The organism is Streptomyces sp. NPDC058685, assembly GCF_042714725.1.
In the GTDB taxonomy this organism is placed as follows: Bacteria; Actinomycetota; Actinomycetes; order Streptomycetales; family Streptomycetaceae; genus Streptomyces.
Window position 1 is genome coordinate 71,529 of sequence record NZ_JBHXSL010000034.1, and the last position, 11,886, is coordinate 83,414.

Consider the following 11,886-nt stretch of genomic DNA (forward strand, 5'->3'; position numbering starts at 1 on the left):
CGGCCAGTTCGTGGCCGGACTGTTCTCAGCCGCGATCCCGGGTCCACAATCATCGTGTGAACGGACAGGACCCGGCTCGGCGGGCAGCAATCGACCGGATCATGGACCCGCTGAAGACGAACATGGCCGAGGCCGGCGACCACAGCTTCGAGGCGATCCGTCAACTGGGAAATCCCGTCCCGCTGTTGGTGCAGAACGACGGCAAGGAGCAGTTGCAGTTGTGGCTCGAGCCGTGCGGCCAGGACTACTGGCTGAAGCCCGGCGAGGCTGTGTACGTCACGTCGTACGGGGCGTGGAACGACCACCCGTTCGAGACGATCCACGAGACCGACTGCCTCACCGTGTGGGCCACGTCCTGGTTCGCCACGGTCTCCGACCGCGACGGAAAGGAGTTCCCCCCGGGCCGCAGGACCGTCTGACCCGACAGGCTGAACGGTGCATCGGCCTCGGCTGGGCACGCTCCCTGAGCGGAATGCCGCCTACGGCTGGTAGACCGAGCCACTCACCTTGAGCCAGGCCCCCGGCCCGTACGCCTCGAGAACCGCGTCGGCCGCGCCCCTCTTGATGCTCCACACGATCAGTGCCCCGCTGGCATGGATCTCGTACTCGTAGTGGTCGTCCTCGCCGTCGTGGCGGAAGACCTCGGTACCCACGGTCTCGGACATGCTCCCGCCCGGTCCGGGCAGCAACAGAGAAACAGTCATGCGCAGACGCTACGTGATCGGCGGGACCTGGCGGTGGAGACACGTTGCACCGTTGTCGGCCGCAGGCCGCAGGCCGCAGGGGGCAAGTGGGCAGACCGCAGGTGGCAGGTCGCGGGCCACACGTGACGAGATCGTGCCGCGATGGGTGAACCGTCGACGGCCCGGGCACGTCTCACACGCCGAAGGCAGTTCCCCGGAGAGTCGGCGAAAAGGCAGCCACCAACCATGGCCGCGACACCTACGACACCGATTCACTGTGCAGGCACTGTCAATGAGATCCCCGGAGGACCTGGAACCATGGCGACAGCCGATCCCCTCACCCGCCGACTCCGGCGGCTCTTCGCCGCGCTGGACACCGACGAAGAGCGGTACGTCACCTGGGAGAACTACCAGCGGATCGTGCACCGGTACGTCACCGGTTACGGGTTGGCGGAGACCGACACCAAGATCAAGGCGCTGGAGCGGGCCTACTGGGCTCAGTGGCTGGGGCTCCTCGCGCAGGCGACTCCGGGACGGGACCGGCTGTCCCAGGACGAGTTCGTCGCGGCGCACCGTGCTGCCGGGTACGGAGCGCACGCGTCCCAGGTGCTGGAGGACATCGCCCAGGCGATCTTCACCGTCCTGGACGTCGACGGTGACAAGCGGATCAACCGTGACGAGTTCGCCAGGTACTTGGCCTTCTGCCAGATCTCCGACGGTGACGCTGCGGCGATCTTTCAGCGACTCGATCTGGACCGCGATGCCTTCATCTCGCAGCGGGAGGTCGCCAGGTCGCTGCGCGCGTTCCACCTCTACAACGATGATCTCAACACGCCGGGCGGCATCTTCCTCGGGGTTTCCTGAGCGGAGCCGTCGAAGGCCTGCTCGCGCCATGACTCCGTAGATCATTTGGCAGTGGCCCGAGAAGCCGTGCACGGGCCACCGTCCGTGCGGAGGCGCGGGGATGGGCACACACCCGGACGTCGCTTCACCGATCTGCCCCACCGATCCGCTGAACGGGGTGCTCCCGATACCTCTGTGCCGCTGATGGACGCTCTCCGTGTGCCTGGGCGACCCGGCCCCATTACGTTCGGTAGTGCTCCGCCGCACCCGCGGCCGGGCTTCCGAGCGAGAGGGTTGCTGATGCGTCGTCACCAGAAGAACCACCGGTACGGATTGCCTGTCAGGTCGCTGGCGGTAGCTCTGACCTGCGCCCCGGTCCTGCTCTTCGGTGCCGGAGCCGCCCAGGCGTCCGCGCCCCGGGCCGCGGCCGCAGCCGGTGTCGACTGGGACGCCATCGCGGAGTGCGAGTCCTCCGGGAACTGGAAGGCCAACACGGGGAACGGCCACTACGGAGGTCTGCAGTTCACCCGGTCGAGTTGGGCGGCGGCCGGCGGCCTCAAATACGCGCCACGCGCCGATCTGGCCACGAAGAGCGAGCAGATCGCCACGGCCAGGAGGCTCGCCGCGATGCAGGGCATGGGCGCCTGGTCCTGCGCCCGGCACTGACGCCCCGGGCGCCGGCGGTCCCGGACCTGCTCGGCGGCCGAGGCGACGCCCGAACCGCCCCCGCCTGCCGCCCGGGGCGGTTCACAGACCCGCGCGGGTGAATGTCACATGGGTGACCCCGCTGGGGGTGGAGACGCTCTCGACGTCGTAGCCCTCCTCCAGGCCCTCCAGGCCGTCCCAGAGCCGAACGCCCCGGCCGAGGAGGATCGGGACCACCACGATGTGCATGTCGTCGATCAGCCCGGCGGCCAGGAAGTCGCGGACCATGGTGGGACCACCACCGATGCGCACGTCCTGGCCGCCTGCGGCCTTGCGGGCCGTCTCGAGCGCCTCGGCGGGTGAGGCGTCGATGAAGTGGTACGTCGTGCCGCCCTCCATCTCGATCGACGGACGCGGGTGATGGGTGAGGACGAAGACCGGTGTGTGGAACGGCGGGTTGGAACCCCACGGGCCCTTCCAGTCCGGGTTCTCGTGCCAGCCGGGGTAGCCGAACTTCCCGGCGCCCATGATCTCGGCGCCGATCCCGGCGGTGAACAGCCGCAGGAAGGCGTCGTCGACGCCGCCCGAGCCACCGGACTGACGCAGCATCGCGCGCCCCCACCGGGTGGCGAACATCCACTCGTGCAGCCGTTCGCCGGCGTGGCCGAACGGTGCTTCGAGGCTCTGCCCCTCGCCGGTCGCGAACCCGTCGAGCGAGACGGCGATGTGCTGGACGCGAGCAAGTGACATGGTTCGAGTTCCTTTCCTCCGGTTGGTCGAGCTTCGTCCGATCAGCTCGGCCACAAGGCGAAGGTAGCCCTCCTGATGGCATGACGTCTTATGCCAACTCCGCGCCGGTCCCATCAATAAACTTGATGAATGCTGAACCTGACCCAGCTCACGGTGCTGGCGGCGGTTGCCCGGCACGGATCGGTGACCGAAGCCGCCAGAGAGTTGCACTACTCGCAACCGTCGGTCAGTCACCACCTGGGGCGGCTGGAAGCCGCCACCGGAGCCAAGCTCGTCCAACGCGTGGGCCGCGGGATCCGGCTCACGCCCGAAGGGGAGCTACTGGCGCAGCGGGCGGCCGAGGTCCTGGGACGGCTGGATGCCGCATCCGTCGAGTTGGCGGCGCGCGTGGGACTTCGTGCCGGACGGGTGCGACTCGCCGGGTTCCAGACGGTCCTCAGCACCCTCGTCCCGAGGGCGGCCATCGAGTTGTCCCGGATGCACCCGGGAGTGGAGTTGAACCTCGTCGATGCCCACCCGGACGACGGGCTGAGGTTGCTGCGCGCCGGGCATGTCGACATCGCCCTGATATTCCGGCACGCCGACACTCCGCTGGAGGAGGAGGGAATCCGGCTGACGCATCTGCTCGACGACCCCCTCTACCTCGTCAGCGACCGACCCCGACAGCGTCTCGTGGACCACCGCGACTCCGCCTGGGTCGGCGGCTGCGAACGCTGTCGAGCGGCCACGATCACCGCGTGCGAGCGGGCCGGCTTCTCCCCACGTATCGCCTACTCCTGTGACGACACGGTCGTCTCGCAGTCGCTCGTGGCCGCCGGAATGGGTGTCGCGATCCTCAACGGGCTCGCGTTGCGCGCCCATCGGGCGCCGGGCGTCCACGCCACACTGCTCACCGGCAATGCCCGTCAGGTCTACGCCGCCACGTACGGCGACCCGCCGGACCCACCCGCCACCGCCGCGCTGATCGAGATCCTGACGTCACTGCCGCGAGACCCCGAGCACGTCACCGGGCCGAACAACTCCTAGGGCCCCGCGTGCACCTGGCAGGCCCACAGGCTCGGCGTCCGGGGATAGGTGTCACGCAGCGCGCGCACCGTGCTGTGCACCGCCTCGGCCGCCCGGTCGACGTCCAGCGTGCCGTCGTTCCTGATCAGGGCCTCGTACACGCCCTGCGCGACTCCGGCTCCGATCGTGTCGTCGACATGCCACAGCGAGCCGACGACATGCGGGAAGCCGGCGATCTGGAGGGCGCTCACGATGTGGACGGCCTCGTCGGCGAGTTCGGGACTGGTGCGCAGGGTGTCGCACGCGGAGAGGTAGGCGAGGCGGACCGACGGCAGCCGAAGCCGGGCGAGATGACGGACCGTCAGCGGGTTGTCCGTGTGATCGTGCAGGGCGAGGCGGCCGGCGGACGGGCGCCCGAGATCTCCCACGGCGTGGCAGGCGAAGTGCGCGTACGCGTGCCGGGGCAGGGCGGACACCACCGCGGCGTGGGTGGCGGCCTCACCCGTGAATACCTGGACCCCGGGCAGCAGCCCGGCGAGGTGTTCGGCCTCGCGGCGGGCGGCGGGCAGGCGCGGGAGGCCGGGAGCCTCCCCGACGCCGACGACGAGCGCCCCCGTTCCCGCCGGGCGCGTCGTTCGTTGCCTGGCGTGGTGCAGGGCCCGCAGAGTCGGCGTATACGACGAGACGACACGGTCCAGCGCTCCGGGCGCACCTTCAGGGGCCGCGGCGTGCAGCGGAAGGGTGCCCAGGGCGCCACCGGGCGACCACCAGACACGGGGCAGCGGTCCGGCGGGTTCCGCCGCCATGCCCACGTGATGGAGGACCGGGCCGGTGACCGCTTTCCACAACCAGGCCAGGGTGTCGCCGACGACTCGCTGCGCGCGCAAGGGGTCGGCGCCGGACGTTCCCGGCGTCTCGATACGCAGCAGCGCGTCCTGGAGGGCCTGCCGGCGGGCCCCTGTCGTCCGGAGGTCAAGTCCGGGGAGCGGTACGGCGTCGATGGCGCGCTCGGTGACGACCAGTGCGTCGCTGCCGTGCGGGGAGACGTTGACGAGCACCACGGGGCCCGCAGCGGCCGTGGCGCACAGTTCCCGTTCGTCCCACTCCCGCACCGGCCGCAGCAGGCCGAGTTCCGGATGTTCGGTGCGGATCCGCGCGGTCAACTCCCGCCATTCGGCGGCCAGTCGCTGCCGCTGGTCGGCCCGGGCGTCGGCCGCGCGCGCCCGGCCAGGGGGTCCTTCGTCGAGGAACCCCTGATCACGGTCGCCGGTGGCCGTGTCGAGGGCGTCCCGGAGTTCTTCGAAGCGGTCGGCGAGGTCCGGGGCCGTTTCTCTGAGCCGGGTGAGATCGCTGTCCGCGTCGAAGGCGTGGGTGAGCAGCACCCCTCGGGCCTGTTCGAGCAGTCCGACCGCCAGACCGGGCCGACCGCAGCGCACCGCGCATCCGGCTGCCTCGGCGCCGAGCCCGACGGTCCGGCTCAACAACAACTCCTGGTCGTCGCGGACGAGATGGCGCGGTGCGACGGCGTGCAGCAGGTCGACCGCCGTCGCATAACCGTCCAGGGCGCCGGCCCAGTCACCGAGCTCCGCCCGGACCTCGCCCCACGCCCGTGCGGCGTCCAGGCGCTGGGAGGGGGCGCACTGCGTTTCCAGGGCTGCTTCGCGGAACGCCTCGGCCGCCTCGACCAGATCGGCCCGACGGCGACGGCGGAGCGGCCCCCGGTCCCGCAGGATCGTGCCGAGGTTGGTCAGTCGCAGCGTCCGCCGGGGGTGGCCGGGCGGTGTGACCTCGACCGTCCTGCGGAGCAGCGCCACCGCCTCGCCCCGGGCGGCCGACGACCACAGGGTCCGGGGGCTCAGGAGCCGCGAGTTCGCGGCCACCGCCAGGGCACCCGGCAGAGCGGGAGAGTCCGGGGGCAGCGACGCGATCACCGCGTCGGCCAGCTCGCGTGCCTCGCGGGCGTCGTCGAGCCGAAGCGTGTGGGCGCAGCGGGCCAACAGGGCGACGGCGAGGTTGTGGCGTCGCCGGGCCACCAGCGGGTCGCCCTCCGGGGTGAGGGCGAGCGCCTGCCTCAAGAGCCCTACTGCCGCGTCGAGTTGGGCGGCCAGGTCGGGAGCACGCTGGAAGCCCGTCATCCGGCTGATCCCCGCCGCACCCAGCAGCATCGCCTGATGCGCGCGGCCCGGGCCGGGGAGTGCCGCGGCCCGGCGCGAGCACTCCTGGGCTTCCCGCAGGTCTTCGGCGTCCTCGATCAGCAGGTGTCGCAGACCCAACGTCGAGCCCAGGTTGAGCAGCCTCACTCCGAGCATGTCGTGTCCCTCGGGGGTGAGCGCCACCGCCTCCCGCTGTGCCTCCACCGCCTCGTTCAGCTCCTGCGGGTCGCCGGTGCGCTCATAGCTGCTCTTCAGCACCTCGCCGAGATCGTTGAGCGCCACGGGCCGCTCCGGGTGGCCCGGCGGCATGAGTGCCACGGCCGGCCGCAGCAGCCGCAGAGCCTCGGCCAGGTCCGCCGCATTCCGTTCCGTATCGCGCTCGAAGCGCGCGAACAGGGCCATAGCGGGGGCGAGTAGCCGCGGCGCGGTGCGAGACGTTGTCTCACCGGCCGCGGCGACCGTGTCGGAGAGGTAGGTGATGGCCGCGTCCAGATCGGCCGGATCACCGATCAGCGTGAAGAGGGCGCGGTGCGCGTTGCCCAGAACCCGGCGTATCGAGGCGCTCGGCTCCCCTTCGCGGGCCGCGCGAAGTGCTTCGGTCAACACCCGGACCGCTTCGTGCAGGTCGTCCGCCCGGCCGGTTCGCTGGGCCCTCAGGATCAACGCCAGTCCCAGGTTGAGGCCCGCGACCGCCTGCCCCTTCGGATCGCCGGGTGCGGCCCTGCGGAACAGCTCCACCACCTCGTCGCACTCCTCAGGTGTGCTGCCCCGCCGCTGCCGGAGCAGCAGGAGCGCGCTCGCCAGGGTGCTCAGACAGTGAGGCAGATGCGGGCTGTCCGGCGGCAGTTGCGCCAGGACGTCACGTGCGATGCCGACCGCCTCGTCCAGGTCTTCGGCGTCGTGCGACCGCCGGTACCGCTCCAATAACGCGATGCCCAGATCGCTCAGGGCGAGGAGCCGGTCGGGCGCATCGGCCGGCATGCGCTGGAGAGTACGGTGGGCCGCCCGGACGTGGTCGGCGCCCGGGTTCGCGAACGGCGCGGCCGTCCCTCTCGCGGGGGTGCCGGGGTCCGCGAACGGCCCGGCCACACCCGCGAGAGCCACCGCCCGGGTCAGACCGTCGAGCCGTGGCGTGTACGCGGGATCGTCCTCGGGCGTCGCGAGTACGGCGAGGCTGCCGCATCCGATCGCGACGGCGAGCTGCACGTCGCGCGCCGGTGTCATGACGCCGAACCGCGCGGCCAACTCGTACAGCCGGCGGACGTCTTCGGATGCGTCGGGCGGCGGACTGTGCTGCTGCCCCTGCGCCGCGATCATGCCCGCGGCGCACTCGCCCGCCCACTCGGCGGGTCCGTCGGCTTTCGCCGGGTCGGGGCGAACAGCGGGGTCGGTACGGGCATACCCTTCCGCCAACTCCGGTGGTACGAGGCCCGGATCGGCCACCCACACCGGGAAGAGGAGCGTTCCTGCCATGCATCTGAAGACGCGGCCGTGTTCCCCCGGCTCGGCTGCCGAACGGGCGGCCAGCAGCCAGCCGGCCACGTGCCGGGCCTCCATGTCGGTCCTCGTGTCGACGGTGCGCAGAAGGGACCGCAGTTCGGTGTCCGCCTCGTCGCCGAAGACGGCGTTCCTGTCCACACGCCGGTCCACGGTCGCCGACCGCATGACGCGATCACGGACGGCCCGGACGAGCCGGTCCCGATCGTCCCGCATATTGCCGAACTCCCCCATGCCGACTCCACCCGCCGTCACCACAGCAATCATCCTCGACCGGGCTCATTCTGCGGCACACTTGGCGCATGACCGTACCGCCCGATCACGCCGAACTCGCCCAGAGAGCAGCTGCGTTGTGTGCTCTGCTCGGTTCGTCGGACCACGCGCGGCGGCCCGAGGTCCGGACGGCGGCCGAGCGCGTACGGGCCCTGCTGCGGTCGGGAGACGCGGATGACGCCGCGGTGGCGGACGGTTACGACGCTCTGGACCACGCGCTGCGCAGGGCCGGGTACGCGGGAGGGCTGCTGGGCGAGTCGCGCAGTTCCCGGGCACCCGGCGTCGTGGCCCACATCAAGGTGGCCGTCTGCCCGGGGCCGGCTCTCTGCTCCCGGCTCGAACGGGCACGCGACCTGTTGCCCGCCCCGCACTGCGCCGTCAACGACACGCGCATGCTCAAGTCGCGGCTGAGTCCGGCCCGGTGACCGCCCCCTGGCGCCCGGCCCCATGAACCCTCTCCTCGCCACCCTCGGGAGCAAGCTCACCGAACGCTGGCTCAATCTGCTGGTGTTGCCCGGCGCCCTGTTCCTCGCCGTCGCGGCCGTCGGCACAAGGCTGGGGCATCGTCACTGGCACGACGTCGACCGGCTGCGCAGCACCCTGGACGATCTCGCCACCCGGCCCGCTCTGGACCGGACCGGCACCGCGGCGCTCGTCGTGGCCCTCGTACTGCTCACGGCGGCCGCGGCCTCCCTCGCGGCGCAGTTCCTCGGCGGCGCGATCGAGCAGTACTGGCTGCGGCTCGGCCGGGACCCGCTGTCGCGGGCCCTCACCGCACGGCGTACACGTCGATGGAGGGAAGGCGACACGAGGGTCGAGGACGCCGTCGCACACGCCGGCCCGGCCGGTGACGGAGGGGACGGTGTGGTGACGGTCCCGAGAGACACCTGGGAGCGGATCCGGTCCCTCACCGCGGCCCGTGACCGCATCGCGCTGCGCGAACCGACCCGGCCCACCTGGTACGGCGACCGCATGCAGTCGACGGCGGACCGCGTCGAGGCCGCGTACGGCGTGGACCTCGCCGTTCTGTGGCCGCGGCTGTGGCTGATCCTTCCCGAACCCGCCGTACAGGAGATCCGGGCGGGCCGGGACTCCTTCTGCGCGGCTGCCCGTCTGGCCGCCTGGGCCGCGGCCTATGCCCTGCTCGCCTGCTGGTGGTGGCCGGCCGCGCTGATCGCCCTCGGCTGCGGGGCCGTGGCCCGTTCCCGCGCCCGGACCGCGCTGGACGCGCTCGCGAGCCTGATCGAGGCGGCCGTCGATGTGCACGGCCGGGAACTCGCCTCACGCGTCGGCCTGATCGCGCCGGACGCGACGGGCCTGTTGGCCGAGGAGACGGGCGACGGGATGTCGGAGGTGTTCAGGAAGGCGGACTGAGGCCGCCGCCGCTCGGTCCGCGCTCGCCGCATGAGCCCGACGGGGAACCTCCGGTTCTGGAGGTTCCCCGTCCGGACATGCCTCGTCCGGGGCCGGTTGCTCAGCTCCCGACGTACGCCGCGAGGTGCTCCCCCGTGAGGGTGGAACCGTCGGCGACGAGGTCGGTCGGTGTGCCCTCGAAGACGATCTTGCCGCCGTCGTGACCGGCGCCGGGGCCGAGGTCGATGATCCAGTCGGCGTGGGCCATGACCGCCTGGTGGTGCTCGATGACGATCACCGACTTGCCGGAGTCGACGAGCCGGTCGAGCAGGCCGAGCAGTTGCTCGACGTCCGCGAGGTGGAGGCCGGTGGTGGGTTCGTCCAGGACGTACACACCGCCCTTGTCTCCCATGTGTGTGGCCAGCTTGAGGCGCTGCCGCTCGCCGCCGGACAGCGTGGTGAGCGGCTGACCGATGGTCAGATAGCCGAGCCCCACGTCGTTGAGCCGCTGGAGGATCCGGTGCGCGGCCGGGGTGTGTGCCTCCCCCGCGCCGAAGAACTCCTCGGCCTCGGTCACCGGCATCGCGAGCACCTCGCTGATGTCGCGCCCCCCGAGCCGGTACTCCAGCACCGACGAGTCGAACCGCTTCCCGCCGCAGTCCTCGCAGGTGCTGGCGACACCGGCCATGATGCCCAGGTCGCTGTAGATGACACCGGCGCCGTTGCAGGTGGGACAGGCACCCTCGGAGTTGGCGCTGAACAGCGCCGGCTTCACGTCGTTGGCCTTCGCGAACGCCTTGCGGATCGGGTCGAGCAGTCCGGTGTACGTCGCCGGGTTGCTGCGCCGCGAGCCGCGGATCGGGCTCTGGTCGATCGACACCACACCTTCAGCCCCCGCCTGTCGGGCCATCGACCCGTGCACCAGCGAGCTCTTGCCGGAGCCGGCGACGCCGGTGATGACCGTGAGCACCCCGAGCGGGATGTCGACGTCGACACCCTGGAGATTGTTCGCCTTCGCGCCCCTGACCTCCAGCGCTCCGGTGGGCTTGCGCACCTCCTCCTTGAGCGAGGCCCGGTCGTCCAGATGCCGGCCGGTGATGGTGTCGCTGCTCTGAAGCCCCTCGACGGTGCCCTCGAAGCAGACGGTGCCGCCCTCCGTACCGGCGCCGGGGCCGAGGTCGACGACATGGTCGGCGATCGCGATGACCTCCGGCTTGTGCTCCACGACGAGCACCGTGTTGCCCTTGTCCCGCAACTGGAGCAGCAGTCGGTTCATGCGCTGGATGTCGTGCGGGTGCAGGCCGGCCGTGGGCTCGTCGAACACATAGGTGACATCGGTGAGCGAGGAGCCGAGGTGGCGGATCATCTTGACGCGCTGCGCCTCGCCGCCGGACAGGGTGCCCGACGCACGGTCGAGCGAGAGATAGCCGAGACCGATCTCCACGAAGGAGTCCAGGGTCTGCTGGAGCGCGGTGAGCAGCGGCGCCACCGAGGGCTCCTTCAGGCCGCGGACCCACTCGGCCAGGTCACGGATCTCCATCACGCAGGCGTCGGCGATGCTCTTCCGGTTGATCTTCGACGACCGCGCCCCCTCGGCCAGCCTGGTGCCGTCGCACTCGGGGCAGGTGGTGAAGGTGACCGCCCGCTCCACGAACGCCCGGATGTGCGGCTGCATCGCCTCCTTGTCCTTGGACAGGAACGACTTCTGGATCTTGGGGATCAGGCCTTCGTAGGTGAGGTTGACGCCGTTGACCTTCACCTTGGTCGGCTCGCGGTAGAGGAAGTCCTGCATCTCCTTCTTGGTGAACCTGCGGATCGGCTTGTCGGGGTCGAGGAAACCGGACTCGGCGTAGATCCCCACGGTCCACACGTTGTCCGACTTCCAGCCGGGGATGGTGAACGCGCCCTCGGCGATCGACTTGGAGTCGTCGTAGAGCTGGGTGAGGTCGATGTCCGAGACCTTGCCCCGGCCCTCGCAGCGCGTACACATACCGCCGGTGCGCTCGAAGGTGGCCTTCACGGTCTTGGTCTTGGCGGCACCGCGGTCCACGGTGATCCCACCGCTCGCCCGGACCGAGGCGGTGTTGAAGGAGTACGCGCTGGGCGGGCCGATGTGGGGCTTGCCGAGCCGGCTGAAGAGGATGCGCAGCATCGCGTTGGCGTCGGTGGCGGTGCCGACCGTGGAGCGGGGGTCGCCGCCCATCCGCTGCTGGTCGACGGTGATCGCGGTCGTCAGCCCGTCGAGGACGTCGACCTCGGGCCGCGCCGTCGACGGCATGAAGCCCTGGAGGAAGGCGCTGTAGGTCTCGTTGATCAGCCGCTTCGACTCCGCGGCGATCGTGTCGAACACCAGGGAGCTCTTGCCCGAGCCGGACACGCCGGTGAACACCGTCAGCCGGCGCTTCGGGATCTCGATGCTGACGTCCTTGAGGTTGTTCTCCCGAGCGCCGTGCACGCGGATCATGTCGTGGCTGTCGGCATCGTGCAGCGCAGGCGACCGCGTGTCCGTCCGCGTGGCCTTGCTCATCGTGTCTCCATCTGTCGGGCGGGACCGCGTCAGCGGTGTCCGTCGGCGTCGCCTGGCTGGATCTGCCCAGCTTCGAGCAGTATGCAGGGTTCTACGTGGTCCGAGGGGTGGTGGCAATGGTCCGCCGCAGACGCGATCGGCGATGGTGGTGCGAGCC

The 11,886-nt window shown here is 70.9% G+C and carries 10 protein-coding genes; 6 read left to right on the forward strand and 4 right to left on the reverse strand.

Annotated elements, in window-relative coordinates:
• The first annotated feature begins 56 nt into the window (after positions 1-56).
• Positions 57-419 (forward strand): hypothetical protein, encoded by a 363-nt coding sequence (locus ACFWU3_RS24835; protein WP_384441607.1) that lies wholly within the window; start codon positions 57-59, stop codon positions 417-419.
• Positions 420-479: 60 nt separating this feature from the next.
• Here ACFWU3_RS24835 and ACFWU3_RS24840 read toward each other — a convergent pair whose 3' ends face one another.
• Entirely contained in the window at positions 480-704 is a 225-nt protein-coding gene (locus tag ACFWU3_RS24840; RefSeq protein WP_384441610.1) for a hypothetical protein, read from the reverse strand.
• A gap of 297 nt (positions 705-1,001) precedes the next feature.
• Between ACFWU3_RS24840 and ACFWU3_RS24845 the strand changes: the two genes are divergently transcribed.
• Both ACFWU3_RS24845 and ACFWU3_RS24850 read left to right on the forward strand, forming a co-directional pair.
• Complete coding sequence (locus ACFWU3_RS24845; protein WP_384441613.1) at positions 1,002-1,547, forward strand: EF-hand domain-containing protein; 546 nt, start codon at positions 1,002-1,004, stop codon at positions 1,545-1,547.
• A gap of 279 nt (positions 1,548-1,826) precedes the next feature.
• On the forward strand, positions 1,827-2,192 hold the full coding sequence (locus ACFWU3_RS24850; protein ID WP_384441616.1) for a transglycosylase family protein: 366 nt from the start codon (positions 1,827-1,829) through the stop codon (positions 2,190-2,192).
• A gap of 81 nt (positions 2,193-2,273) precedes the next feature.
• Here the strand turns inward: ACFWU3_RS24850 and ACFWU3_RS24855 are convergent, their stop codons facing one another.
• Positions 2,274-2,921, reverse strand: coding sequence for a dihydrofolate reductase family protein (locus ACFWU3_RS24855; protein ID WP_384441619.1), 648 nt, complete (start codon positions 2,919-2,921; stop codon positions 2,274-2,276).
• Between the two features lie 129 nt (positions 2,922-3,050).
• Here ACFWU3_RS24855 and ACFWU3_RS24860 point away from each other — a divergent pair, with 129 nt between their 5' ends.
• Positions 3,051-3,947 carry a LysR family transcriptional regulator gene (locus tag ACFWU3_RS24860; RefSeq protein WP_384441622.1) on the forward strand — a complete coding sequence of 299 codons (897 nt, stop codon included), beginning with the start codon at positions 3,051-3,053 and terminating at the stop codon, positions 3,945-3,947.
• Here ACFWU3_RS24860 and ACFWU3_RS24865 read toward each other — a convergent pair.
• Complete coding sequence (locus ACFWU3_RS24865) at positions 3,944-7,843, reverse strand: CHAT domain-containing protein (protein ID WP_384441625.1); 3,900 nt, start codon at positions 7,841-7,843, stop codon at positions 3,944-3,946. The two genes, ACFWU3_RS24860 and ACFWU3_RS24865, sit on opposite strands and share 4 nt — an antisense overlap.
• Before the next feature lie 35 nt (positions 7,844-7,878).
• On the opposite strand from ACFWU3_RS24865, the gene ACFWU3_RS24870 reads away from it, so the two are divergent.
• The gene (locus ACFWU3_RS24870) at positions 7,879-8,274 is read left to right on the forward strand and encodes a hypothetical protein (RefSeq protein WP_384441628.1); all 396 of its coding nucleotides are present in this window, start codon (positions 7,879-7,881) and stop codon (positions 8,272-8,274) included.
• A gap of 22 nt (positions 8,275-8,296) precedes the next feature.
• Complete coding sequence (locus ACFWU3_RS24875) at positions 8,297-9,223, forward strand: hypothetical protein (RefSeq protein ID WP_384441631.1); 927 nt, start codon at positions 8,297-8,299, stop codon at positions 9,221-9,223.
• 100 nt (positions 9,224-9,323) lie between these two features.
• Here the strand turns inward: ACFWU3_RS24875 and ACFWU3_RS24880 are convergent, their stop codons facing one another.
• Positions 9,324-11,729, reverse strand: a complete 2,406-nt coding sequence (locus tag ACFWU3_RS24880; RefSeq protein WP_384441634.1) for an ATP-binding cassette domain-containing protein — start codon at positions 11,727-11,729, stop codon at positions 9,324-9,326.
• Positions 11,730-11,886 lie beyond the last annotated feature (157 nt).